The 24657-nt window shown below is 68.9% G+C and carries 18 protein-coding genes; 12 read left to right on the forward strand and 6 right to left on the reverse strand.

What is annotated here, in order from left to right:
* Nucleotides 1-28: 28 nt before the first annotated feature.
* The 5 genes from FHR20_RS15390 (at nt 29) to FHR20_RS15410 (ending at nt 5913) form a co-directional block, all read left to right on the forward strand.
* Nucleotides 29-2269: a xanthine dehydrogenase family protein molybdopterin-binding subunit gene (locus tag FHR20_RS15390; RefSeq protein WP_167300429.1), complete on the forward strand. Its 2241-nt coding sequence runs from the start codon at nt 29-31 to the stop codon at nt 2267-2269.
* Nucleotides 2266-3291, forward strand: coding sequence for a ferrochelatase (gene hemH / locus FHR20_RS15395; RefSeq protein WP_167300430.1), 1026 nt, complete (start codon nt 2266-2268; stop codon nt 3289-3291). Before FHR20_RS15390 ends, hemH begins: the two co-directional genes overlap by 4 nt.
* A 32-nt stretch (nt 3292-3323) precedes the next feature.
* On the forward strand, nt 3324-4046 hold the full coding sequence (phbB, locus tag FHR20_RS15400; RefSeq protein WP_086127411.1) for an acetoacetyl-CoA reductase: 723 nt from the start codon (nt 3324-3326) through the stop codon (nt 4044-4046).
* 188 nt (nt 4047-4234) lie between these two features.
* Entirely contained in the window at nt 4235-5233 is a 999-nt protein-coding gene (locus tag FHR20_RS15405; protein WP_167300431.1) for an esterase-like activity of phytase family protein, read from the forward strand.
* Between the two features lie 62 nt (nt 5234-5295).
* Nucleotides 5296-5913, forward strand: a complete 618-nt coding sequence (locus FHR20_RS15410) for a hypothetical protein (RefSeq protein WP_167300432.1) — start codon at nt 5296-5298, stop codon at nt 5911-5913.
* 116 nt (nt 5914-6029) lie between these two features.
* Here FHR20_RS15410 and rpmB read toward each other — a convergent pair whose 3' ends face one another.
* Nucleotides 6030-6326 carry a 50S ribosomal protein L28 gene (rpmB, locus tag FHR20_RS15415; protein WP_086127409.1) on the reverse strand — a complete coding sequence of 99 codons (297 nt, stop codon included), beginning with the start codon at nt 6324-6326 and terminating at the stop codon, nt 6030-6032.
* Nucleotides 6327-6499: 173 nt separating this feature from the next.
* Between rpmB and FHR20_RS15420 the strand changes: the two genes are divergently transcribed.
* From FHR20_RS15420 to FHR20_RS15430, 3 genes are all read left to right on the forward strand, one after another.
* Nucleotides 6500-6796, forward strand: a complete 297-nt coding sequence (locus FHR20_RS15420) for a hypothetical protein (protein ID WP_167300433.1) — start codon at nt 6500-6502, stop codon at nt 6794-6796.
* A gap of 270 nt (nt 6797-7066) precedes the next feature.
* Nucleotides 7067-7498: a nucleoside deaminase gene (locus FHR20_RS15425; protein ID WP_167300555.1), complete on the forward strand. Its 432-nt coding sequence runs from the start codon at nt 7067-7069 to the stop codon at nt 7496-7498.
* Between the two features lie 74 nt (nt 7499-7572).
* Nucleotides 7573-8880, forward strand: coding sequence for a hemolysin family protein (locus tag FHR20_RS15430; RefSeq protein WP_167300434.1), 1308 nt, complete (start codon nt 7573-7575; stop codon nt 8878-8880).
* 179 nt (nt 8881-9059) lie between these two features.
* On the opposite strand, the gene FHR20_RS15435 is transcribed toward FHR20_RS15430, so the two are convergent.
* Together FHR20_RS15435 and purD are read right to left on the reverse strand one after the other, a co-directional pair.
* Nucleotides 9060-9845 (reverse strand): hypothetical protein, encoded by a 786-nt coding sequence (locus tag FHR20_RS15435; RefSeq protein ID WP_167300435.1) that lies wholly within the window; start codon nt 9843-9845, stop codon nt 9060-9062.
* 136 nt (nt 9846-9981) lie between these two features.
* Nucleotides 9982-11244 (reverse strand): phosphoribosylamine--glycine ligase, encoded by a 1263-nt coding sequence (gene purD / locus FHR20_RS15440; RefSeq protein ID WP_167300436.1) that lies wholly within the window; start codon nt 11242-11244, stop codon nt 9982-9984.
* On the opposite strand from purD, the gene xseA reads away from it, so the two are divergent.
* From xseA to FHR20_RS15460, 4 genes are all read left to right on the forward strand, one after another.
* Nucleotides 11243-12619, forward strand: a complete 1377-nt coding sequence (xseA, locus tag FHR20_RS15445; protein WP_167300437.1) for an exodeoxyribonuclease VII large subunit — start codon at nt 11243-11245, stop codon at nt 12617-12619. The genes purD and xseA overlap by 2 nt on opposite strands.
* A 31-nt stretch (nt 12620-12650) precedes the next feature.
* Nucleotides 12651-12851: a DUF2093 domain-containing protein gene (locus FHR20_RS15450; protein WP_167300438.1), complete on the forward strand. Its 201-nt coding sequence runs from the start codon at nt 12651-12653 to the stop codon at nt 12849-12851.
* On the forward strand, nt 12851-13753 hold the full coding sequence (locus FHR20_RS15455; RefSeq protein ID WP_167300439.1) for a M23 family metallopeptidase: 903 nt from the start codon (nt 12851-12853) through the stop codon (nt 13751-13753). Before FHR20_RS15450 ends, FHR20_RS15455 begins: the two co-directional genes overlap by 1 nt.
* 269 nt (nt 13754-14022) lie before the next feature.
* Entirely contained in the window at nt 14023-17016 is a 2994-nt protein-coding gene (locus FHR20_RS15460; protein WP_167300440.1) for a TonB-dependent receptor domain-containing protein, read from the forward strand.
* Nucleotides 17017-17144: 128 nt separating this feature from the next.
* Here the strand turns inward: FHR20_RS15460 and clpB are convergent, their stop codons facing one another.
* The 3 genes from clpB to FHR20_RS15475 all read right to left on the reverse strand — a co-directional run bounded on the left by clpB (nt 17145) and on the right by FHR20_RS15475 (nt 24574).
* Nucleotides 17145-19724, reverse strand: coding sequence for an ATP-dependent chaperone ClpB (gene clpB / locus FHR20_RS15465; RefSeq protein WP_167300441.1), 2580 nt, complete (start codon nt 19722-19724; stop codon nt 17145-17147).
* Between the two features lie 78 nt (nt 19725-19802).
* Nucleotides 19803-21746 carry an eCIS core domain-containing protein gene (locus FHR20_RS22715; protein WP_208413606.1) on the reverse strand — a complete coding sequence of 648 codons (1944 nt, stop codon included), beginning with the start codon at nt 21744-21746 and terminating at the stop codon, nt 19803-19805.
* A 104-nt stretch (nt 21747-21850) separates the two neighbouring features.
* Nucleotides 21851-24574, reverse strand: coding sequence for an eCIS core domain-containing protein (locus FHR20_RS15475; protein ID WP_167300442.1), 2724 nt, complete (start codon nt 24572-24574; stop codon nt 21851-21853).
* Nucleotides 24575-24657: the final 83 nt, after the last annotated feature.

Here is a 24657-nt window from a genome sequence, read left to right on the forward strand (position 1 = left end):
CTTTGGCGGGCAGGATAGACGGCATGCGATGAAGGTCGATTTCGGCAAGCTCCAGAAGCTGGATCGGCGCACGCTGCTGATCGGCGGCGGCGTGGGCGTGGGGCTGGTGGTCGCCTGGGCGGTGTGGCCGCGCACCTATCTCCCCAATCTCACCGCGGCACCGGGCGAGAGCCTGTTCGGTGCCTGGATCAAGATCGGCACCGACGGGCACGTTTCGGTCGCCGTCCCGCAATGCGAGGAGGGGCAGGGCGTGTTCACCGCCATGCCGCAGATCATCGCCGACGAACTGGGCGCGGACTGGAAGCTGGTGGGCGTGGAGCCGGCACCGCTCAACCCGCTCTACGCCAATCCGCTGGCCGCCGAGGAACTGTTCGAGCAGGCGTTGGGCGGGCTGCCCGAGCAGCTGCGGCGCAGCCATGCCGCGCGCACCGGGCTGGTGCTCACCGGCTGCTCGACGTCGATCCGCAGCTTCGAGGATCAGCTGCGCCATGCCGGGGCCACCGCGCGGGTGCTGCTGTGCAAGGCGGCGGCGCGGCGCTGGGGCGCGGAATGGCAGAGCTGCGACACGGCCGGCGGCCAGGTGATCCACGGCAATTCGAAGCTCGGCTTCGGCGCGTTGGCGGCGGAGGCGGCGGACGAGCGCGTGCCCGGCGACGTGCCGCTGCGCACCGGCGAGGCGAACCGGCTCTATGGCCAGGAACTGCCCCGGCTCGACGCGCCGGCCAAGGTGGACGGCAGCCTGCTCTACGCGGCGGACGTGCGCTTGCCGAACATGGTGTTCGCCTCGATCCGGATGGGGCCGATCGGCGAGACCGAGCTGGTGAAGCTCGATCGGGCGGCGGCGGACAGGATCCCCGGCATGCTCTCGATCGTGACGACCCGGGACTGGGTGGCGACGATCGCCAACAATGGCTGGGCGGCGGAGCGGGCGATCGACGCGATGCGCCCGCGCTTCAAGACGCCCGAGGAAGTGATCAACAATGATTCGATCGCCTCGGCGCTGAGCGATGCGCTGAACGCCGACGGCGCGCGGATCCATGAGGCCGGCGACCTCGCGGCGGATTTCCGCGGGGCGAAAGTGGTTTCGGCCGAGTATCGCGTCGACGTGGCGCTCCACGCCGCGCTCGAGCCGATGACCTGCACGGCCAATTATCATGAGGGGCACCTCTCGCTCTGGCTGCCGACCCAGGCGCCGGGGCTGGCGCGGGCGGCGGCGGCACGGGCGATCGGCATCGCCGAGAGCTCGGTGACCGTGCATGCGACGATGGCGGGCGGCTCGTTCGGAGCGAAGCTGGAACATGCGGTGGCGGAGCAGGCGGCCCTGCTCGCCGAGCGGATCGGCCGGCCGGTGCAGCTCACCTGGCCGCGCGGCGAGGACATGCGGCACGATCGCTACCGCCCGCCCGCGATCGGCCGGATGACCGGCAAGCTGAACCCGCGGGGCCAGGTCTCGGGCCTGCTCGCCAAGATCGCCGCGCCCGAGACGGGCCGCGAGCTGGCGACGCGGCTGCTGGGCAGCGATCCGGTGGTGCAGGCGTCGCTCGCGCTGCCCGGCAAGGGCGATCCTTCGGCGGTGGCGGGCGCGCGGCCCTTCTATGCCATCCCCAATTACGCAGTCGATCACCATGTCGCCGCGATCGGGGTGCCGACCGGCTATTGGCGCTCGGGCGCGCACAGCTACAATTGTTTCTTCGTCGAGAGCTTCCTGGACGAGCTGGCGCATGCCGCCGAGCAGGACGCGGTGTCGTTCCGCATGGCGATGCTCGGGGGCGGGACGCGGCTTGCCCGTTGCGTGCAGATGGCGGCCCAGCTGGGCGGCTGGCAGGGCGGCCAGCCCGGCAGCGGCCAGGGCATCGCCTGCCACGCCTTTCGCGGCTCCTATGTCGCGGTGATGGCCGAAGCGCGGCTCGACGGGCGCAAGGTGAAGGTGGAGCGGCTGGTCGCCGCGGTCGATTGCGGGCGGGTGGTGAACCCGGACCTGGTGACTCAGCAGATCGAGGGCGGGCTGCTGTTCGGCATGGCGGCGGCGCTCGCCGGATCGACCGGCTTTACCGAGAATGTCGCGGACGTGCGCGACCTTTCCGAACTCGGCCTGCCGACGCTGGCGGATGCGCCCGACATCACCGTGGAGCTGATCCGCAACGCCGCCGACCCGGGCGGCGTGAGCGAGCTCGCCGTGCCGCCGGTCGCCCCCGCCATCGCCAACGCGCTGCAATCGGCGAGCGGCGTGCGCTTCCGCGTGTTGCCCCTGCTCTCGGACGTCGAATGAGCGTCCCCGCCGGGCATCCGCCCTTCTTCGTCCCGGACAGGGTCGGCGTGCTGCTGGTCAATCTCGGCACGCCGAGCGCGCCCGATGCCGCGTCGGTGCGGCGCTACCTCGCCGAGTTTCTGTCCGATCGCCGCGTGGTGGAGATTCCGCCGATCGCCTGGCAGCCGATCCTGCACGGGATCATCCTGCGCACTCGGCCGCGCAGATCGGCGCATGCCTATCGGCAGGTGTGGCGCGCGGACGGCTCGCCGCTCGCCGCGATCACGGCCGCGCAGTCCGGGGCATTGCAGGGCGCGTTCGGCGAAAGCAGTCCGGTCGACTGGGCGATGCGCTATGGCGAGCCGAAGATCGCGGACCGGCTCGCCGCGATGCAGGCCGATGGCGTGCGGCGCATCCTGATCGCGCCGCTCTATCCGCAATATTGCGCGGCGACCACCGCCACCGCCAACGATGCCGCCTTCGCCGCGCTGGCGAAGATGCGCTGGCAGCCGGCGATCCGCACGTTGCCGCCCTATTATGATCACCCCGCCTATATCGCCGCGCTCAAGGCATCGGTGGAAGCCAGCCTCGCCCGGCTCGACTTCGAGCCCGACGCGATCCTGGCGAGCTTCCACGGCATGCCGCAGCGGACGCTCGATCTCGGCGATCCCTATCATTGCCATTGCCGCAAGACCGCGCGGTTGCTCGGTGAGGCGCTGGCGGACACGCTGGGGGGGCGGGAGCTGATCGTCACTTTCCAGTCGCGCTTCGGCCGCGCGAAATGGCTCGAACCAGCCACCGACGCCATGCTCGCCGCGCTGCCGGGCAAGGGCGTGGGGAAGGTCGCGGTCGTGGCGCCGGGCTTCTCGGCAGACTGTCTCGAGACGCTGGAGGAGCTGGCGATCCGCGGGCGCGAGACGTTCCTGGCCGCGGGCGGGAGCCGGTTCGCCTATCTGCCCTGTCTCAACGACGGCCCGGATGGCATCGGGATGCTGCGCACAATTTTAAGCGAGGAGCTTGCGGGCTGGATCGAGCCTGCCTAGCCTTTCGGTGCACCACGAAGGAGAGGAAAAGCATGGCACGCGTAGCGATCGTGACGGGCGGCACCCGCGGCATCGGCGAGGCGATCAGCCTCGCGCTCCAGGACGCGGGAATGATCGTCGCCGCCAACTATGCGGGCAATGAGGAGAAGGCCCGGGCCTTCACCGACCGCACCGGCATCGCGGCATATAAATGGGACGTGGGCGATTACGACGCCTGCCACGAAGGCGTGGCGAAGGTCGCGGCCGAGCTCGGCCCGGTCGACGTGGTGATCAACAATGCCGGCATCACCCGCGACGGCACGATCCTGAAGATGAGCCGCGACATGTGGGAGGATGTGATCCGCATCAACCTGGGCGGCTGCTTCAACATGGCGCATGCGGTGTTTCCCGGCATGCGCGACCGCAAATGGGGCCGCATCGTCAATATCGGCTCGATCAACGGCCAGGCCGGCCAATATGGCCAGGTCAACTATGCCGCCGCCAAGTCCGGCATCCACGGCTTCACCAAGGCGCTGTCGCAGGAAGGCGCGCGCTTCGGCGTGACGGTGAACGCGATCGCGCCCGGCTATATCGACACGGACATGGTCGCCGCGGTGCCGCCCGAGGTGCTCGAGAAGATCGTCGCGAAGATCCCGGTCGGCCGGCTCGGCCAGGCGCACGAGATCGCGCGCGGCGTGGCGTTCCTGTGCTCGGACGAGGCGGGATTCGTCACCGGATCGACGCTTTCGATCAACGGCGGCCAGCACATGTACTGATGCGATGGGGGCCGCCCCTTTCAGGGCGGCCCCCAACCCCTCGATACGCTACGCGAGGGAAACTCTTGTTCGAACAACCAACGCCTCCCTAGCCGGGTTCCCTTTAGTTTCTTCTGAACGGGCTGGTCACCCGGCGTTCATCTTTCGGGCGCTGGTCCTTCCGTCGCCAGCCGCTATGAGCGGAGGCGATGCTGCTCCGTGTTGCGATTGCCCTGTTCTCCCTCGGTTTCATCCTGCTGCTCTCCGCATCGGGGCGCGACGGGCGCGACCTGCTGGGCAAGGTGCCGCGCATGACCGTGGAGCGCGTGCCGCTCGACGCGCGCGATCCCGGGCGGACCCGGGTGGGGGCGCTCACCTATCTGGGCGGCATCCGGCTGAAGAGCCCGGATCGCGCCTTTGGCGGCTTCTCCTCGATGCGGATCAAGGGCGATCGCTTCACTCTGCTCAGCGACGGCGGCACCTTCATCCGGTTCCGCATGGGCGCCGACTGGACGCCGCGCGAACTGGCGTTCGGCGACCTGCCCGCCGGCCCCGGCACCGGCTGGCTGAAATCGGACCGCGATTCGGAATCGATGACGAGCGACCCTGCCACCGGGCGGACCTGGGTGGGATTCGAGCGCTACAACGCGATCTGGCGCTATGACGAGGGGCTGACGCGGGCCGAGCGGAGCGTGGAGCCCGCCGCGATGCGGGACTGGTCCGTCAATGGCGGGCCCGAATCGATGGTTCGCCTGGCCGATGGCCGATTCGTGGTGATCGGCGAGACCTCGCGGCCCAAGGGGAGCCGGGTCGGCCGCGAGGCGCTGCTCTTCCCGGGCGATCCCACGGCGCCGGGGGCCGAGCCGATCCGCTTCGTCTACATGCCGCCCGACGAGCGCTACGATCCGAGCGATGCGGTCCAGCTGCCCGATGGGCGGCTGATCGTGCTCAACCGGCGCTTCGCGGTGCCGAGCCTGTTCACGGTCAGGCTGACCCTGGTGGATCCGAAGGAATTCCGCGCCGGCGCAGTGGTGCGCGGCACGGAGATCGCGGCGCTGGCCGCGCCCCTGATCCACGACAATTACGAAGCGCTGGCGATCACGCGCGAGGGCGACGACACGATCCTGTGGATCGCATCGGACGACAACCAGCAATTCTGGGAATGGTCGCTGCTGCTCAAGTTCCGGATCGAGTTCGGGAAGCGCTGAGCGGCCGATGCCGCTACAAGGGCACCCCCACCGGTTTCGTTTCGGCTGCCATTGGAATGTAGATGAGCCCGCTCCCGCACAGTACGAAAGCCTTTCTCTATCAATCCGGCCTCGATCGCATCCGGGACGGATTCCGGGCGGCGACCGCTTCGCTGGAGCAAAGCCGGAACGCGTCGAACGAAGCCCATGCGCGCTATGTCGACAGCGGCGAGGACGACTCGGAATATGACGAGGACGGGTGCCTGATCCACAGCACGGCCCACGCGCTCCGCAGTGCCGGAGAGGAAGCCGATTATGCGCTATTGGCGGTGCGGGAGGCATTCATCATGGCATCGTTCCACTATTGGGAGCGATGGGCGCGGACGGCGACCGGGCTTACCGCCCCCGGCGATCGTTTCGACAAGGTGCGGACGGCATGCGCGCAACTCTATCCCGTCAGCGACGCGTTGGGGACGCTCAACTGTCTGAACAACCTGCTGAAACATGGCAGCGCCCATAGCGCGCGCAAGCTTGCCGGGATTCGCGTCGATCATTTCCGGATGCGCCCGTCCTGCTTCCTGCACGACAGGCGGGAGCATTGGGCACTGGGCATTGGCGACAGGCATGTCGAGGAAGCGTTCGAGATCGTGCGCGCTTCCGGGCCGCAATATGCGGATTCCGGGCCCGTCGCGGACAAATGATCTCCGCGGGGGCGCGCGCCGCCGCGCTGCGGCGACACGCAGGTTGGAAGACATGCGAAAAGCCCGCCCTCCGCATGGAGAACGGGCTCGCATTGGAGCCGTCGAAGGCGTGGCGGTTAGGCCGCGGTCTTCTCGGCCGACGCCTTGCGCACTTCGCGCTTCAGGCGGCGGGCGCGCAGCGACAGATCGTCGTCGCTGGTCTTGAGCAGCCAGTTGTCGAGGCCGCCATTGTGCTCGACCGAGCGCAGGCCGTGGGTCGACACGCGCAGGCGCACGCTGCGGCCCAGCGCATCGCTGATCAGCGTGACGTTCTGCAGGTTGGGCAGGAACGTACGCTTGGTCTTGTTGTTGGCGTGGGAAACGTTGTTACCCACCTGCCGGCCCTTGCCGGTCAGCTCGCAAATGCGCGACATCGCTTGATATCCTGGTTTGAGCCTCAGCGAACTGGGGCCGGAAAGGTGGCGCCGATAGCCGTAATGGGACGGTGCGTCAACCGATTCGCCCCAAGAAACGCCTTGTGCCGGCGCAACCACCATGGTTGATGCGGCGTTGATTACGCAACCGATTCAATTGGGGAGATGAAGCGATGCGTGGAATTCTCGTTCTCATAGGTCTGATCGCGCTGGCCGTGGTGGTGCTCATGTCGGTCGGCATGCTGCGCATCGAGCAGCAGCAGGGCGCGTCGATGCCGACGATCACTTTCGATGCCAAGGGCGGCCAGCTGCCCAAGTTCAAGGCCGAGACGGGATCGGTGGGTATCGGATCGACCAATACGACCGTTGCGGTGCCGACGGTCGAGATGCGGAACACCACGGTCACCCTGCCCACCATCGAAGTGAAGCAGGCCGGCGCCACGCCGACGCCCACGCCCGCCGCGAAATAACGGCCGGGCGCCCCGGACCCAATTGGCGGCGATAGCGCTGCCGCCGCCGGGTGCGTATCCGGCGAAGGGGCCGGGGCGCGACTTCCGGATTGCCTGCGGCACGACGGCGCCGGGGTTCCTTCCCGGCGCCGCCCTTGCGCTGTGGGGCGTGCCGGGCGATTCGGATGCCGATCGGTGGCCGCGTAGCAGGTCCCCGGCCTTCGCCGTGAAGCAGGTGACGGGGAAGGGCGGGTACGCTAGGCCCGCTCCATGTTCCCCCTCCCCGAACCGATGCGCCTGGCGCTCGACGCTGCCCGTGCGGCCGCGGAAGCGGGCGAGGTGCCGGTGGGCGCGGTGCTGGTGCATGCGGGCAGGGTGATCGCCACGGCCGCGAATGCCCCGCGCGGGCTCCGCGACCCGACCGCCCATGCCGAGATGCGGGTGATTCGCGCGGCGGCCGCGGCGCTGGGGCGCGAACGGCTGGAGGATTGCGACCTGTGGGTGACGCTCGAGCCCTGCGCGATGTGCGCGGGGGCGATCGCGCATGCCCGGATCGCGCGCGTCTATTACGGCGCCGGCGACCCCAAGGGCGGCGCGGTGGAGCATGGCCCGCGCTTCTTCGCCCAGCCGACCTGCCATCACCGCCCCGAAGTCTATCCCGGCATCGGCGAGGCCGAGGCGGGGGAGATATTGCGCGATTTCTTCCGCGAGCGGCGCGGCTGATCTTACATTTCATTGCGCGGATGCAACGCCGGTTGCCGCATGGCACCATCTGCGGATATGAAGGGCATCACACCATGTTGGCGCCTTTCCCCTGGATAGACGTAGCGATCATCTTCGCGCTGATCGTTCTGAACGGCCTTTTCTCGATGTCCGAACTCGCGATCGTATCGTCGCGCACGGCACGGTTGGAGGCGATGGCGCGTGCCGGGCGCAGCGGGACCGGCGCGCGCACCGCCATCCAGCTGGCCGCCGATCCGGGCAAGTTCCTTTCCACCGTGCAGATCGGCATCACGCTGATCGGCATCGTCGCCGGCGCCTATTCGGGCGCCAGCCTGGGCGAGCCGACGGCACAGCGGATCGCGCTGCTCGGCGTGGGCGACGAGCTTGCCCATACCATCGGCATCGCGATCGTGATCGGCCTCACCACCTTCGCTTCGCTGGTCGCGGGCGAGCTGGTGCCCAAGCAGTTCGCGCTCCGCTCGCCCGAGCCGATCGCAGTGCTGGTCGCGGTGCCGCTGCTATGGACGAGCCGCGCGACTGCGCCGCTGGTGTGGCTGCTCGATTCGACCACCCGGCTCATCTTCCGCCTGATCGGCCTCAACCGCGAATCGGAGAACCGCGTCACGGCCGAGGAACTGCACCTGCTGGTCGCCGAGGCGAGCAAGTCCGGTGTGATCGAGGAGCATGAGCGCTCGATCATCTCCAGCGTCGTCCGCCTCGCCGACCGGCCGGTGCGCGAAGTGATGACGCCGCGCACCGAAGTCGACTGGGTCGACGTCAACCTGGACGCCGACGGCATCCGCGAGGCGCTGCTGCTTACCCCCCATACCCGCCTGCCGGTGGCCGAAGGATCGGTCGATACGGTGATCGGCGTGGTCCAGGCGCGCGACATCGCCGCCGCGCTGTTCCGCGGCGAGGCGCTCGACCTGCGCAAGCTGATGCGCGAGGCGCCGATCCTGCCCGACACCGTCGATGCGATGGACGCGCTGGGCGCCCTTCGGCGCGCGGAGGTGCCGATGGGGCTGGTGCATGACGAATATGGCCATTTCGAAGGCATCGTCACGCCGGCCAACCTGCTGGCCGCGATCGCGGGCGAGCTCGCCTCGGACGTGGAGCCCGGCGACAACCCCAATATCGTGACGCGCGAGGACGGCTCGCTGCTCGTCTCGGGCCAGATGGCGGCGGACCTGCTTGCGGAGCGGCTCGGCCTCGATCTCGACGAGGACCGCGATTACGCTACCGTCGCCGGCCTGGCGCTGGCGGTGTTCAAGCGGTTGCCCAATGAAGGCGACTATTTCGTCGAGCAGGGCTGGCGCTTCGAGATCGTCGACATGGACGGGCGCAAGATCGACAAGCTGCTGGTCCAGCGGGCGGCGGGGTGAGCGCGGCGATGCGCCGCGGCCCGGACGGGGCGAGGCGCACCGCGCCTCAGTACGCAGGGGGCATCGACATCCGGGATTGAAGATCCGGCATTGCCGGGACACCACCCGTCCCCCCGGCACGGGGCCCGGGTGACGAGGTATTTGCGGTGCCGTCGTGCGAGCTCGGGCGGCGATGCATCCTAGAGCTTCCCGAAGACCCCCTCGAAGCCGGCAATGTCTTCCTTCGCCAGGAAGCTCGCCTGCTCGATCCAGCGGTCGCGATGGATGCGACCCTGGAAGTCGCCCAGCCTGGCGTCGAGCGTATCGGCTTCCTGGGGGGTGAGCGCGGCGAGCTGGGCGAAGCGGGTGATGCCGACGCTGGCCAGCCGCTCGGCGAGGCGCGGGCCGACGCCCTTCATCCGGGTGAGATCGTCCGCCGCCGGGCCGGCGGGCGCTGGCTCCGGCGTGGCGGCGGGCTCGACGGCTGCCGCTGCCGCCTCCGGGGTGTGCATGGGTTCGGCGACGTCCGAGGCGAGCGATGCGGGCGTGGCGTCGAGCGGCGCGGCGGCGGCGATCGGCTCGTCCGCGAGAGGCTCGGGTGCCGGCATTTCATCCACCCGCTGCGCATCCACCGGCTGCGCGGCGGCCTCGGCGGCCGGCTCGGCCTCCTCCACGACGGGCGGGAGCGGCGCCGGGACGATCTCTGCGACCGGCTCCGGTTCCGGGGCGGGCGGCGCCAGCGGCGGCTCGGCCAGGGGCGGCGGCGAGGGAGCGACGGGCGGGGTGATCGGCCGGGCCTGCGCGGCGTCCTCCCGATACTCCTCGTTATATTCCTCTATCTCCGCGCGCGCATTGCGGCGGCGGCCGGCGAGGCGGGCGCCCCACCACAGGACGAGGAGCGCGAAGAGGGCGCCCAAGGCGATCGCCGCGAACGGGAGCGTCAGCCAAAGCGGGGCTCCGTTGAAGAGCGGTTCCGTGCTGTTCATCTGCGCCTGTCCCGTCCTTGCGAAATTGCGATTCCCGGCAACTGCATAACGTGGTGCGGCGCAGCGCGACAAGCTGGTCGCGCGCGCCGCTCGCCGACTGTCCCGAAACGGCAAGCTTTGCCGGTCGCGCCGCGCCCTATGGTTGGCGCGCCACTTCGCGCCAGCCGATGTCGCGGCGGCTGAAGCCGGTGGGGAAGTCGATCGCGTCCACTGCCGCATAGGCCGCGGCCTGGGCCGCCTTCGCCGTCTCGCCCAGCGCGGTGACGCTGAGCACGCGGCCGCCGGCGGCGACCAGCGTGTCGCCGTCCATCCTGGTGCCGGCGTGGAACACCTTGGCGCCGGTCGCCTCCGCCCGCTCGATCCCTGCGATCGCGCCGCCCGTCTCCGGCGTGCCCGGATAGCCATTGGCCGCCATCACCACGGTGAGCGCGGTCCTGGCCGCGAAGGTCGGCGCCGGTTGGCCGGCCAGCTCGCCCTTCGCCACCGCAAGCATCAGCTGGAGCAGGTCGCCGGTGTAGCGCATCATCAGCACCTGGCATTCGGGATCGCCGAACCGGGCATTATATTCGATCAGCTTGGGGCCGGTCGGCGTCAGCATCAGCCCGGCATAGAGCACGCCCGAATAGGGCGCGCCCATCCGGGCCAGCGCCGCGATCGTCGGGCGGACGATCTCGTCGATCGCCCGGACCTCCAGCGCGGGCGTGAGCACGGGGGCGGGGCTATAGGCGCCCATGCCGCCGGTGTTCGGGCCGGTATCGCCGTCGCCCACCCGCTTGTGATCCTGGGCCGAGCCGAACGAGACGAGCGTCTCGCCATCGGTGAGCACGAACAGGCTGGCTTCCTCGCCTTCCAGGAATTCCTCGATCACCACGCTGGCGCCCGGTTCGGCGAAGATCGCGTGCACCGCGCCTTCCGCCTCTTCGTGGGTGAAGGCCACCGTCACGCCCTTGCCCGCGGCCAGGCCATCGGCCTTGATCACCACCGGGAGGCCGAAATCCTCGAGGCTGGCCAGCGCCCCGTCGCGGCTTTCGCAGCGGACATAGCCGGCGGTCGGGATCCGCTCGCGCGCGCACAGGTCCTTGGTGAAGCCCTTGGAGCCCTCGAGCTGCGCCGGCACCTTGTTCGGCCCGAACACGGCCAGGCCCATGGTGCGCAGATTGTCGGCCAGGCCGGCGACCAGCGGCGCCTCGGGCCCGATCACCACGAAGCCGATCGAGTGGCGCAGGCAGAAGTCGATCACGGCCCGATGGTCGTTCACCGCGATGTCCACGATTTCGGCGTGCTCGGCTATTCCCGGATTGCCCGGCGCGGCGTAGAGCCGCTCGAGCAGCGGCGATTGCGCGAGCTTCCAGGCGAGCGCATGTTCGCGGCCACCGGACCCCAACAACAGGACATTCATGGCCGACCCCTTTCCCGATACGCCTGGGCGGCTCGTAGCCGAGCCGGTGCCGGGCGACAACGCGCCTGCGCTCTCGGTGAGCGAATTATCTTTGGCATTGAAGCGGATGGTCGAAGGCGAGTTCGGCCATGTCCGGCTGCGCGGCGAGATTTCGGGGTGGAAGCGGGCGGCGTCGGGCCATGCCTATCTGGCGCTCAAGGACGCGGATGCGGTGATCGACGGCGTGATCTGGCGCGGCGCCGCCAGCGCGATCCCGTTCCAGCCGCAGGACGGCATCGAAGTGATCGTCACCGGCAAGCTCACCACCTATCCCGGGCGCAGCAAGTACCAGATCGTCATCGATCGCATGGAACTGGCCGGCGAAGGCGCGCTGATGGCGCTGTTCGAGAAGCTGAAGGCCAGGCTGGCCGGCGAGGGACTGTTCGATCGCGAGCGCAAGCAGCCGCTGCCCTATATGCCGAAGGTGATCGGCGTCGTGACCTCGCCCACCGGCGCGGTGATCCGCGACATCCTGCATCGCCTGGCGGACCGGTTTCCCAGCCATGTGCTGGTCTGGCCGGTGAAGGTGCAGGGCGACGGCGCCGCGCAGGAAGTGGCGAACGCGATCCGGGGCTTCGATGCGCTGGAGCATGGCGGGGCGGTGCCGCGGCCCGACCTGCTGATCGTCGCGCGCGGCGGCGGCTCGATCGAGGACCTGTGGGCCTTCAACGAGGAAGCGGTGGTGCGCGCCGTCGCCGCCTGCCGCATCCCGGTGATCTCGGCGGTGGGGCACGAGACGGATACCAGCCTGTGCGACTATGCCGCGGACCTGCGCGCGCCGACCCCCACGGCCGCCGCCGAGATCGCGGTGCCGGTGCTGGCCGATGTGCGCCACACGCTGGCGACGCTGGCGCACCGCACCGAGCGGTGCGTGCGCCGCTATCATGAGCGCGCCGGCGAGCGGCTGGCGGCGCTGGTGCGCGTGCTGCCGCGCCGCGACGCGCTGCTCGGGCCGCAGCGGCAGAAGATGGACGACCTGGGCGGGCGGCTCGACCGGGCGCTGGAACGCCGCGTCACGCTGGCGCGCGGGCAGCTCGACCGTTCGGCGGGGGCGCTGCGCCCCGCGATGCTCGACCAGCGGCTCGCCGCGGCCAGGCAGCGGCTGGAGGGCATCGGCCGGCATCTCGACCTGGTGCACCCCAATCGCCCGCTCGAAAAGGGCTATGCCTGGGTCGAGGCGCGGGGCACGCGCAAGGTGATCGGCACGGCCGAGGGCGCGCGCGGCGCGGGCGCCGTGACGCTCCACTTCATCGACGGCGCGGTCGATGCGCGGGTTGAGCGGCCGGGCGGCAAATCCTATGATGCGGCCAGGCCCGAACAGCCCAGCCTGTTGTGAGGAAAATGCCAGTCACGAGGATGCCGCGCTTATGCTGATGTCGAACCCCGTCGCCCGCGCGGCGCGCCTTCACTTCATGGCGAACGGCTTTCGCGTCCTGACGCCGGGCGATCATGTCGTCTGCGCGGTCAGCGGCGAGAAGGTGCCGCTCGAGCGGCTGCGCTACTGGAGCGTCGCCGCCCAGGAGCCCTATGCCTCCGCGGCGCTGGCGATGCAGGCGATGCGCGGCTGATGGGACTCGCTGGCCGGCTTCCCGCCGCGATCCTGGGCTTCACGCTGCTCGGCAGCGCCCAGTCGCCCGTTGCGCCCGGCGTTGCGGCTTCCGCGGCGGTTGCGGCGGCGATCCCGCCGGCCCCCGATGTCGCCGGGCCCTTCGCCTTTCAGGGGCAGCTGGTCCAGGGAGGCGCGGCGATCGGCACCGCGCCCAAGGGCACCAGCCTGTTGACGCTCGACGGCGAATCGGTGCCGGTCGCGCCCGATCGCCGCTTCCTGATCGCCTTCGACCGCGATCACGGCCCCTCCGCTACCCTGGTGGCGACGCTGGGCGACGGCACCCAGCAGCGCCAGGTGCTGGCGATCGCGCCGCGCGCCTGGGACATTTCCCGGCTCGATACCCTGCCCAAATATCCGGTGCCGCGTCCCGAGTTCGAGCGGGTCCGTCCCGGCGAGCTCGCCCAGATCAATGCCGCGCGGAAGCTGCAGACCGATTCGGCGGGCTGGCGGCAGATGCCGTTCTTCTGGCCGGTGGTCGGGCGCATCTCCACGCTGTTCGGATCGCAGCGCATCTATCGCGGCGAGCCCGGATCCTATCATTCGGGAATCGACGTCGCCCGGCCGGCCGGCACGGTGGTGCTGGCGCCTGCCGACGGCGTGGTGATCCTCGCGGCCGCCAGGCCCTTCACGCTGGAAGGCAACCTGCTGATGATCGATCACGGCGCGGGGCTGAACAGCGCCTTCATGCACCTCTCGCGCATCGACGTTAAGCTGGGCGAGCATGTTCGGCGCGGCCAGCCCATCGGTGCGGTGGGGATGACGGGGCGCGCCACGGGGCCGCATCTCCACTGGAGTCTCAAATGGCGCGACGCGCGGATCGATCCGCTGCTCGTTGCGGGGCCGATGCCTGTTACCGATTGAGGCGCCAATGTGTCGCGCTGCAACACAAAAAAACACGAATCGTGTCGACTGCGCAATATTACAAGCCGTCATGTGGCATTTTGGCTACAGTCCCGTTGAAAGCGCGCACAGTATCGCCGTGTGCGGTTTACAGTCGCCGGGCGGCGATCCACGATCCCGCCAAGCTCTGCCATCCTGATACGTGAGTTGCACACGAATGGATGGCGGAGCGGGGAGACAAACCCGGCTGTCGAGCATCCGCGGAACAGCCGGATACAAGAGGGATCACCATGAAGAACACGCAGATCACCCTGCGCGGGAGCACGGCGCTGTCCGCGCTCGTGCTCGCGGGTGCGCTCATCGCCACGCCGGCGATGGCGCAGGACTCGAGCAGCTCCACCACCTCGACCAGCAAGAGCACGAATGCCCAGGACGACCAGAGCGGCGGCGAGATCGTCGTCACCGGCTCGATCCTGCGTCGTACCGACACCGAGACGCCGTCGCCGGTGACCGTGCTGTCGGCGGAAACGCTGGAACAGCGTGGCGTCAACACCGTCGCCGAGGCGCTGCAGCGCCTGTCGGCAAACGGCTCGGGCACCATCTCGGAAGGCTGGAACAACGGCAACAACTTCGCAGCCGGCGCGAACGCCGTGTCGCTGCGCGGCCTGACCGTGCAGAAGACGCTGACGATCTTCGACGGCATGCGCATGGCGCCGTATCCGCTCGCCGACGACGGCCACCGCAACTTCGTCGACCTGAGCACCGTTCCCGACGCGATCATCGACCGGATCGAAGTCCTGAAGGACGGCGCTTCGTCGACCTACGGCGCCGACGCCGTCGCGGGCGTGGTCAACGTGATCACCAAGAAGGAAGTCAAGGGCATTCACGCCAATGCCTCGGCCGGCATCTCGAGCCGCGGCGACGGTGGCGAGCAGCGCTTCGACCTGACCCTGGGTCATGGCGACCTGGAGGAGCAGGGCTTCAACGTCTACATCAACGGCTTCTACCGCAAGAATGACGAGATCTGGGCGCGCGACCGCCAATATCCGTTCGGCAGCGGCGACAACAGCGCGATCTGCGAGCCGGGCACCCCGGCCACCGGCCTGACCACCGGCTGTATGCCGATCGCCACGCGCTGGTATCAGTTCGGCGTCAACCGCAACGGCACGCTCGGCGGCTCGACCATCTCGGTCAACCCGCTCGTCGCCGCCGGCACCGCCGCCGGCGGCCGTACCGGTGAATATCAGCTGCTGAACAGCGATTGCGGCGCCTTCGGCCTCTCGCCGATCACGCTGCCGAACAGCGCGCGCCAGCTCAACACGGCGGGCACGCTCTATTCCTGGGCTCCGAACCAGTGCACGGGCGACCTGCGCAAGCTGTACGGCACCGTGCGCCCGTCGACCGAGCGCTATGGCTTCGCGACTCGTGCGACCATCAAGGTCGGCGACAATGCCGAGGCGTACATCACCGGCAACTACATGCATGTGAATACCTATTCGCAGCTGACGCCGGCCGCCTTCAACAACCAGACGCCGCCTCCGGGCCCCGTCACGCTGAACCCGATCGTCCTGCCGGTCTATGTCTGCGCCGCCGGCGTGGCCACGATCAACCCGGCGACGGGCGTGAACACCAGCACGGGCTGCTCGGCCGCGAACGGCACGCTCAACCCGAACAATCCGTTCGCAGCCGCCGGCACCGTCGCGCTGCTGCGCGGCCGCTACGATCGCCCGCAGACCGTGGAAACGAACGCCCGTTCGCTCCGCGGCGCCGCCGGCATTCGCGGTTCGTTCGGCGAGAACAACGACTGGAACTACAACGTCGAGTTCACGGCGTCGCAGGTCGAGCTCAGCCGCATCAGCCAGAACTACCTCATCCCGCAGCGTCTGGCCGATGTGATCGCCACCGGTGCCTACAACTTCGTGAACCCCTGGCTGAACACCCAGGCGGTGCGCGACTATGTCGCTCCGACCAGCATCAAGCGTTCGACTTCGGATCTGTGGCAGGTCAACGCGACTCTCGGTCGCGCCCTGTTCGAGCTGCCGGGTGGCCCGCTGCAGGCCGCCGTCGGTGCGTCGTACCGCCACGAGGCGATCAACGACGCCTCGGCCAACGCGGAGAACCTCGCGCATCCGTATGATCGCTACTACACGATCAACGCGGTGGGCGCGATCGGCTCGCGCAACATCAAGTCGGCGTTCTACGAAATCAGCGCGCCGATCGAGCAGATCCTGCTCCGCGGTACCTGGTCGAAGGGCTTCCGTATCCCGTCGTTCAACGAGGCCTATGGCCTGCCGACGACCGGCTACACGACGCTCTCGATCAACTGCACCACCTATGCGGCGTTCTGCGCCTCGCACGGCAACAACACCTATGTGACCGGCCAGTATTCGCTGGGCCGCACTTCGGTGGGCAACCCGGCGCTGGCGCCTGAAAAGTCCACCAGCTGGACCGCCGGCGCGGTGTTCGAGCCGATCCGCAACCTCAGCTTCACCATCGACTATTTCAACATCAAGGTGAAGGACGTCATCGGGAACATCTCGGCGGCGGACCAGGATGCGGCGCTCGCGGCGTATCTGAACAGCGGCGCCACCACCGCCGTTCCGGGCGTCGTGGTGGTTCCGGGCACTGCCGACGCGCAGTTCCCGGCCGCACGTCCTCTGCCGGGCTTCATCCAGTTCTCGTTCCAGAACGCGGATGAAGAGCGCGTCCAGGGTATCGACCTCGGCTTCGAGTTCCGTCACGACTTCGGTGGTGTGAAGCTCTACAGCTCGTTCGACTCGTCGTACCTGATCAAGTACGAAGTGCTCCGTCAGGACGGTTCGGTCGAGCGCTATGACGGCTCGCTCAGCCCGTGCGACTACACTTCGTGCTCGGGTTCGCCGAAGTGGCGCGGCAGCTGGCAGAACACCCTCTCGATGGGTGGCTTCTCGCTGACCGGCACCGTCTACTACACCGGCGGCTACAGCCTCGGTTCGGTCGACTACGGCGGCAACCGCGGCACCAGCGCTGCGGACTGCCGTGCCAATATCGGTCACTCGGTCGTCACCTACCAGAACGGCAACCCCGTGCTCTGCAAGGTGGGTGCGCAGTGGAACGCCGACCTCAGCGCCAGCTACCGCGTGAACGACAACTTCATGATCTACGTGAACGCGCTGAACTTCCTGGACATCAAGCCGAAGTTCGACCCGTCGGCCGCGTACTCGATCTTCAACTACAACCCGTCGTGGGCGCAGGCCAATGTGGTCGGCCGCTACTTCCGCGTCGGCACCCGGATCGACTTCTAAGTCCTTCCGAGCGACTAAAAATCGGGGGCGGCTCCTTCGGGAGCCGCCCCTTCTTTTTGTCCGGTCCCTTCGCCGATGCCGCTCCGTCTTCGCGCGGCGGGCGCGGGAAGCGGTGGGCGCAGCGAAAATCAGGCGGCCGCGAGCGCGAGCGCTCCGTCGCCCTCGTCGATCCGGACGGTCGATCCGTCCTTCACCTCGCCGCGCAGGATCATGTCGGCGAGCGGATCCTGCAGATAGCGCTGCACCGCCCGCTTCAGGGGCCGGGCGCCATAGACGGGATCATAGCCCACCCGGCCCAGCCAGGCGCGCGCGGCGTCCGTCAGGTCGAGCTGGATCTTGCGGTCCCTGAGCAGCCTGGCGACGCGGCCGACCTGGATGTCGACGATCGGCGCCATATGCTCCGCGCCCAGTCGGTGGAACAGGATGATCTCGTCCAGCCGGTTGAGGAACTCGGGGCGGAAATGCGCGCGGACGATTTCCATCACCTGCGGCTCGACGCTCTCGACCGGCTGCCCCTCGCCCAGATTGGTGAGGAACTGGCTGCCCAGGTTCGAAGTGAGGATGACGATCGTGTTCGAGAAGTCCACCGTGCGGCCCTGGCCGTCGGTCAGGCGGCCGTCGTCGAGCACCTGGAGGAGCACGTTGAACACGTCGCCATGCGCCTTTTCGACTTCGTCGAACAGCACGACCTGATAGGGCCGCCGCCGCACCGCCTCGGTCAGCACGCCGCCCTCCTCATAGCCGACATAGCCGGGAGGGGCGCCGATCAGCCGCGCAACCGCGTGCTTCTCCATGAACTCGCTCATGTCGATGCGCACCATCGCGTTCGGGTCGTCGAACAGGAACTCGGCGAGCGCCTTGGTCAGCTCGGTCTTGCCGACGCCGGTCGGCCCCAGGAACAGGAAGCTGCCCAGCGGCCGGTTCGGATCCTGCAGCCCGGCGCGGCTGCGGCGCACCGCGGTCGACACGGCCTTCACCGCGTCGGCCTGGCCGATCACCCGCTTGCCGAGCACATCCTCCATGGCGAGGAGCTTCTCGCGCTCGCCCTCCAGCATCTTGTCGACCGGGATGCCCGTCCAGCGCGCGACCACCGCGGCGATATCCTCGCTGGTCACCTCCTCGCGCAGCATCGCGCCCTTGCTCGCGCCCTGCGCCTCCTCGAGCTGCTTGGCGAGCGACGGGATGGTGCCGTAGCTAAGCTCGCTCATCCGGGCGAGATCGCCGGCGCGCTGCGCCTGTTCCAGCTCGATCTTGGCGGCCTCGAGCTGTTCCTTCAGCTTCGATTCGCCGGCGATCTTGTCCTTCTCGGCCTGCCAGCGCGCGGTCAGGCCCGCCGATTGCTGCTCGAGATTGGCCAGTTCCGCCTCGAGATTGGCCAGCCGGTCGCGCGACGCTTCGTCGGTCTCCTTCTTCAGCGCCTCGCGCTCGATCTTGAGCTGGATGATGCGGCGATCGAGATTCTCGATCTCCTCGGGCTTGGACTCCACTTCCATGCGGATGCGGCTGGCGGCCTCGTCCATCAGGTCGATCGCCTTGTCGGGCAGGAAGCGATCGGTGATATAGCGGTTGGAGAGCGTCGCGGCGCTCACGATCGCGGCATCGGTGATGCGCACGCCGTGGTGCAGTTCGTATTTCTCCTTCAGGCCGCGCAGGATCGAGATCGTGTCCTCGACCGTGGGCTCGCCGACGAACACCGGCTGGAAGCGCCGCTGCAGCGCGGGGTCCTTCTCGACATATTTGCGATACTCGTCGAGCGTGGTGGCGCCGATGCAGTGCAGCTCGCCGCGGGCGAGCGCGGGCTTGAGCAGGTTCCCCGCGTCCATCGCGCCCTCGGTCTTTCCCGCGCCGATCAGCTGGTGCATCTCGTCGATGAACAGGATGATGTCGCCTTCGCCGGCCTTCACTTCGTCGAGCACGCCCTTCAGCCGCTCCTCGAACTCGCCGCGATATTTCGCGCCGGCGATCAGGCTGCCCATGTCGAGCGACATCAGCGTGCGGTTCTTGAGATTGTCGGGCACGTCGCCATTGGCGATGCGCAGCGCCAGCCCCTCGGCGATCGCGGTCTTGCCGACGCCGGGTTCGCCGATCAGCACCGGATTGTTCTTGGTGCGCCGGGCGAGGATCTGGATCGTGCGGCGGATCTCCTCGTCGCGGCCGATCACCGGGTCGAGCTTGCCGTCCTTCGCCGCCTGGGTGAGGTCGCGCGCGAACTTCTTGAGCGCGTCATAGCGGTCCTCGGCGCCCGCGGTATCGGCGGTGCGGCCGCCGCGCAGCTGGTTGATCGCGGCGTTGAGCGCCTCCGGCTTCACGCCGGCGGCCTGGAGCGCCTTGCCCGCCGCGGTGTTCAGCGACAGCGCGAGCGCCACGAGCAGCCGCTCGACGGTGACGAAGCTGTCGCCGGCGCGCTGGGCGATCTGCTCGGCCTGGTCGAGCACCCGCACGGCATCATTGTCGAGCCCCGGCGTCTGTTGCGCCCCGCCGCCCGAGACCGCGGGAATCTTCGACAGGGCCAGGTCGGTCTCGGCAAGCGCGCGCCTGGCGTCGCCGCCCGCCGCCTGGATCAGGCCGCTTGCCATGCCCTGCTCGTCCTCGAGCAGCGCCTTCAGGATATGCTCCGGCGCGATCCGCTGGTGATTCATCCGGATCGCGACGGTCTGCGCCGACTGGAGAAAGCCCTTGGCGCGGTCGGTGAATTTCTCGAGGTTCATGCTGGCCCCTTGTTTCGGTCAGCCCGGATGTAGTGTTGCCATTGTGCAACACAAGGGCTGGCGCGCCGGGTGCGGATGCTAGTCCCCCTCGCGCCGCTCGGTATTTGCCTGCGCGACATAGTCCCAGATTATCAGCCCGGCTTCGACCAGGTCGTCCGCATAGACCCTGCCGAGCGAACGGAGCTCGAAGATCGGCCGGGTCCGGTTGGGCTTGGTGCCCTTCGAATAGCCGAGCGCGGCGGTGCCGAGCCCGCCGAGCGCCAGCAGACCGCCTGCGAGCCCGCCGCTGGCCAGCGTGGCCGCGATGCCCGCCACCATGCCGGCCACTCCCAGCGTGATCGCGGCATAGCCCCCTCCACTGATCGAATAGCTGCTGGCATCCAGCTTGGTCCCATAGCCGCCGAGCGATTCCAGTTCGTCGGCAGCGTCCTGATTGCCGTGCCGGGCCTGATAGTCCGCGCCGGTGAGTCGATCCTCGTCATTGGCGAGCCCGGAAAACCAGTCGCGCCGGGAGAGATGCTGCGAGAGGTGGTGGGTCTTGTCGTTCGGCTTGCTGAACGCATGTTCCGGAAATACCGGCGCGCCCTCTTCTTCGTCCTCTTCGCCAATCACCGCGCGGGTGATCGCGAGCAGGACATTGGTCCAGGCAACGCGATTGTTCTGGATCGCCCGCAATTGATCGGGGGGCAATTGGCGGAGGATCGTCGTGAAATTGCTGCGCGCCATCAAGGGGCCGGCGGCGCTCTTCGGATAGAGGAGCCCGCCCTGGGCGGCCGCGACGGGCACGTTGACGATCATCCCGATCACTGCGCAGAGATTGTCGATATTGACATGCCCCGGCAGGTGCAGCGCAGCGCGGATCCGGGCCTTGTGCGCCTCCACCCCTTCCGCGATGGCCCGATCGGCGGTGCCGCCTTCGGCGAGCGCGTCCCGTACGGTGACGTTGGCGTCCTCGGGCACCAGGGCGTTGATCCGCCGGAGCGCCTCGCCCGAGCGCATCCGGCGCAGGCCGTCCAGCGACAGCCCGACGCTTGCCTGAACCTGCGCCACGCAGCTCCGCGAAGTCGGCCTGATATCGACGCCGGGAGGCGCACCCGCATAGCGGTGCGGATAGCTCTTCTGAACGGCGTTCCACTGCGCGGCGATCGCGGTCAGGATCTTCTGCGCCTCCTTGCGTCCGCCAGGCGTGACGTCGTCGATCGGCTTGGTGCGGAATTCGAGGTCGAAGACGCTGCCCGGATCCCGCGGCGCCCGTTCCTCCTTGGCTTCGCCGTCGTCCTCCTCCGCCGCATGATGGTCCGGGGGCAGGGGGACCTCGTCGACCGAGGCGTCCCAGCCCGGCCCCGTCCAGAGGACCTGGCCCTTGACGGGCGGAGCGTCGGTGGTCGAGGTGACGCGGATATCGCCGACCTCCACCTCATAGCCGATCGCGCGCTGGACGACCGGTGGCCCGGCGACGCGCTGGACCGGCGCGAGTCCGCCCGGTTCGAGCCCGGATCCGGCAGGTCCGGGTCGCGCGGCCCGGATGCCCATGGTGTCGGCTTCGCGCTCGAGCCCGGCATCGTCGTTGATCGCGGTGCCGCCGAGCCGCATCGTCGGGCGCACGCGGCCCTGCTTCTGCTGGACGACGTGCCAGGCCTCATGCGCCAGGTGGCGTTCCTGGCCGGGGCCGAGGTGGATCTCGCTGCCCTGGGTATGGGCGAGCGCCCGGAGCTGGGCCGGTCGGGCCGAATTGCGGTGGACGCGCACATCGTCGAGCGCGATACCCGAGAGCGATTCCATGCTGCTCTTCAGCCGGTCCGGAAGGCCGGTGCGGTTGGGCCCGGCAGCGGTACGCGACACGCCAAGGGCGTGCGATGCGGCATAGTCGGCGATGGTTTCCCGCGGTGCCGCGATGTTCGCGGCAGTGCTCCAGCGCCCCGGCGTTGCGGCGCGCTGCACGGCGGCCGGGCGAGCGGCGTCCGCCCGGCCGCCCGGCCCGTGCGTCGCGTCCATGGGCCTATGCCGGAACGGCGCTTGCATCGGCCTCCCTCCTCGACGCCGGGTGTCGCGGGCTGCCGCCGCGCGCGCTTTCCCGGGCGGGCCGCGCCTTGCCACCGGCGGCGAGCGGCCCGTGGGAGAGCGACCTAGGACATGCTGGCATCGTCATCGTCGAGCTCCGGGAACAGTTTGGGCAGCGGCGAGCTGGTCCAGCTGGTGGTGAAGCCGCCGGTCCCGAAGCCCGGCGAGAAAGGCGAGGTCGACGGTGCGAGCGGGCCGGAGGAGGGGCCCGGGCCGAAGAAGGAGGCGCCGAATCCGCTCGAACCCGGGGACGATCCCGAGGCGCCGCCCGTCCCGCCATGCTGCGGCGGCTGGGGCTGGGCCTGCGGCTGGGCTTGCGCCGGCGCGCGCGACAGGAGCTGGCGCAGCGCGGTGAATACGCCGGTATAGTCGGCGGGCGCGCGCAGGGAATCGAGATACTGGACGGCAAGCCCGTGCTGGGTGCGCGTCACCCGCACCGTGATCCAATGGAGCTGCTTGGTCGCGGCGTTCACATGGCCCTGTATGTTCAGGATCAGCGTCAGCGAAGGGATCGTGCCCAGCATGAAGGCGCGTACCGGCTGCAGCGAGGCCACTTCGCCCTGGCCGATCTGCATGTGCGCCAGCCATGCCAGGTCGTTCTGGTTGATATGGTCGACCACCGCTCCGACCTGGCCGATATTGCCCATGACCGGGATGTCGGTCGCGCCTGCGGTCGCCAGCATCTGCCGGATCGCGTTCTCGTCGATATTGTTCGCGAAATTGCCGAGCGCATTGAGACCGGCCTGATTGGCCACATCGGCCTGGACGGCCTGGGCGCTTGGGTCCCGGCCGACGATCGCCAGGGCATTGCGCGCGGCCATCTGTCCGCATTCGGCGAACACTTGCTCGAGCGCCGCCAGCCTTTGCCCGGCGACGCCATGCGGATCCTCCGGATTGGTGTGGAAGATCAGGTCGCGGCGAAGGACCGGGGCCGCCTGGCGATAGCTATGGTTGAGCGCGCCGAGCAGCTGGTGCAGATGCAGCTGCGCCGCAGGGGAGAGCAGGTTGGCGTTCGTCGCCACATTGCGCGCATATTGCACCTGGATGGCAAAGATGCCGCGATTGACGTCGTCCTGGTCGCCTTGCGGCTGCAGCAGGCGCAGCAGGTCGTCCGCCACGCCGATCACGTTGGCCTGCAGGGTGAGCATCTGCTGCGACGGCTGCGGCACCGATATGCCGAAGATGGGCGATTGCGTGGGGGGTGCCGTGGTCGTCGCGGGCAGCGGCCCGGTCGACTGCGCCGAGCTCGATTGCGGAACGCTCGGCGTCGTCGCTTTCGGCGCGAGCGGGCCCAGCATGCGCAGCCGCTTGCGCTGCTCCTTCGATCCGCCCTTGCGCGCGGGCAGGAAGGTCGAACCGGTCTTGCTGCCGAACGCCTTGTGGAAGCTGGTCTCGCCGCGCTCGCGCTTGCGCAGCTCTTCCAGGAAGTCGTCCTGGGTGCGCTGCGAATGATGCTCGGTGCGCATCGGATCGGATATCAGCCCGACCGAGAGGAGCCCGCCCAGGCCCGCCCGGCCTTCGCTGGTCAGGTCGCCGAACTTGACCGTCGGGTCGCTCTCGAGAAAGGTCAGGACGTTCTTCGCGCGTGCCCGTTTGACCGGCTCGGCCTCATTGTCGGAAAGCTCGTCGACGAAGTCGGAATAGTCCTTGTCGACCTTCTTGTGGCCCTTGCCATAGTCCTTGGTGCGATAGCTCACCATGCCCTGCGCCCGCTTGGTCGTCTCCTGGGGCGTGTCGAACGCTTCGCCGCCGCGCGAGATGGTCTTGCTGCCGAACGGATAATGGACCCGCACGGTGCGCGGCTGGCTCTGGAAGCTTTCCCGGATCAGGCCGATCGCGCTCAAGCCGCTGATGCCCTGGCTCGTCGCGATCTGCTGGACGTTGAACTCGGTCTGGGTCGTCGGAAGGGCAGTGCCCTGGGTCGTGCTGCTGGAAGGGATGCTCGGCGTGCTGGAGGGAGGGGTGCCGGTATGGCCGGGCACGACCGGGGTGGAGCCGGGCGGTGTGGAGCTGGGCGCGCCGGTGGTGAGCGTGCTTCCCGGGCCCGTCGCGCTCGAGGACGATGCGCCGACCCGCGCATGGATATTGCCCTGGCCGCGCACCGTGCCGCAGCTGAAGGTGAACCAGCCGTTGATGCCGATCGCCTGGAGCACGCCATTCTGCCGGACGCCGGCATTGGTCGTCACATCGAAGGTCTGGCCGATATCGGTGACATCGACTCGTATGCACTGGGCCGCGGGCGATGCCGGCGCGAAGGCCGGTGCGGGCGGCCCCTCGCCCCCATGCGGCAGCGGCGCGCGCGTCGCCCGGGCACCCATCGCATCGGCTTCGTCCTCCAGCGCGATGTCCGCATTGATCGGGACGCCGCCGGCCCGCTGCGTCGCGCGGACCCGGCCCTGCTTCTGCTGGACGACATGCCACGCCTCATGCGGCAGATGGCCTTCCTTGCCCGGCGCCAGATGGATGTCGCTCCCCTGCGCAAAGGCATGCGCCTGAAGTTGCGCGGGCCGGGCGGAGTTGCGATGCACGCGGACATCGTCGAGCGCGATGCCGGAAAGCGTCTCGATGCCCGTCTTCAGCCCATCGGGCAGGCCGGTGCGGTTGGCCGCCACCGCCGCGCGGGCCAGGCCGGAGGCGCGCGAGCGGGCATAATCGGCGATCGTCTCGCGCCCGGGCGCCAGATGCGCCGGCGCGGCGCGCTGTGCTACGGGCTGGGTGCCAGCTGCAGGCGGGCGCGCCTGCAGGTCCTGCGCGGGTCGGCCGGGCCTGGGTTGCAGGCGAGCATGCATCCGCCTTCCTCTTCACCGTCTTGCCGCGACTATGACCCAGGCAGCCGCAAAGAGGAACGGCGATTAGCTTCGTTATGGCGGTT

Source organism: Sphingomonas leidyi, from assembly GCF_011761945.1.
GTDB lineage: Bacteria > Pseudomonadota > Alphaproteobacteria > Sphingomonadales > Sphingomonadaceae > Sphingomonas > Sphingomonas leidyi.

What these genes read in the sequence shown, in the direction of transcription:
- FHR20_RS15475 (WP_167300442.1), bottom strand. Translation starts at nt 24,574, where the DNA reads ATGCATGCTCGCCTGCAACCCAGGCCCGGCCGACCCGCGCAGGACCTG.
- FHR20_RS22715 (WP_208413606.1), bottom strand. Translation starts at nt 21,746, where the DNA reads ATGCAAGCGCCGTTCCGGCATAGGCCCATGGACGCGACGCACGGGCCG.
- FHR20_RS15460 (WP_167300440.1), top strand. Translation starts at nt 14,023, where the DNA reads ATGAAGAACACGCAGATCACCCTGCGCGGGAGCACGGCGCTGTCCGCG.
- phbB (WP_086127411.1), top strand. Translation starts at nt 3,324, where the DNA reads ATGGCACGCGTAGCGATCGTGACGGGCGGCACCCGCGGCATCGGCGAG.
- FHR20_RS15450 (WP_167300438.1), top strand. Translation starts at nt 12,651, where the DNA reads ATGCTGATGTCGAACCCCGTCGCCCGCGCGGCGCGCCTTCACTTCATG.
- FHR20_RS15390 (WP_167300429.1), top strand. Translation starts at nt 29, where the DNA reads ATGAAGGTCGATTTCGGCAAGCTCCAGAAGCTGGATCGGCGCACGCTG.
- FHR20_RS15425 (WP_167300555.1), top strand. Translation starts at nt 7,067, where the DNA reads ATGCGCCTGGCGCTCGACGCTGCCCGTGCGGCCGCGGAAGCGGGCGAG.
- FHR20_RS15455 (WP_167300439.1), top strand. Translation starts at nt 12,851, where the DNA reads ATGGGACTCGCTGGCCGGCTTCCCGCCGCGATCCTGGGCTTCACGCTG.
- FHR20_RS15420 (WP_167300433.1), top strand. Translation starts at nt 6,500, where the DNA reads ATGCGTGGAATTCTCGTTCTCATAGGTCTGATCGCGCTGGCCGTGGTG.
- purD (WP_167300436.1), bottom strand. Translation starts at nt 11,244, where the DNA reads ATGAATGTCCTGTTGTTGGGGTCCGGTGGCCGCGAACATGCGCTCGCC.
- xseA (WP_167300437.1), top strand. Translation starts at nt 11,243, where the DNA reads ATGGCCGACCCCTTTCCCGATACGCCTGGGCGGCTCGTAGCCGAGCCG.
- FHR20_RS15430 (WP_167300434.1), top strand. Translation starts at nt 7,573, where the DNA reads ATGTTGGCGCCTTTCCCCTGGATAGACGTAGCGATCATCTTCGCGCTG.
- clpB (WP_167300441.1), bottom strand. Translation starts at nt 19,724, where the DNA reads ATGAACCTCGAGAAATTCACCGACCGCGCCAAGGGCTTTCTCCAGTCG.
- FHR20_RS15410 (WP_167300432.1), top strand. Translation starts at nt 5,296, where the DNA reads ATGAGCCCGCTCCCGCACAGTACGAAAGCCTTTCTCTATCAATCCGGC.
- FHR20_RS15405 (WP_167300431.1), top strand. Translation starts at nt 4,235, where the DNA reads ATGCTGCTCCGTGTTGCGATTGCCCTGTTCTCCCTCGGTTTCATCCTG.
- hemH (WP_167300430.1), top strand. Translation starts at nt 2,266, where the DNA reads ATGAGCGTCCCCGCCGGGCATCCGCCCTTCTTCGTCCCGGACAGGGTC.
- rpmB (WP_086127409.1), bottom strand. Translation starts at nt 6,326, where the DNA reads ATGTCGCGCATTTGCGAGCTGACCGGCAAGGGCCGGCAGGTGGGTAAC.
- FHR20_RS15435 (WP_167300435.1), bottom strand. Translation starts at nt 9,845, where the DNA reads ATGAACAGCACGGAACCGCTCTTCAACGGAGCCCCGCTTTGGCTGACG.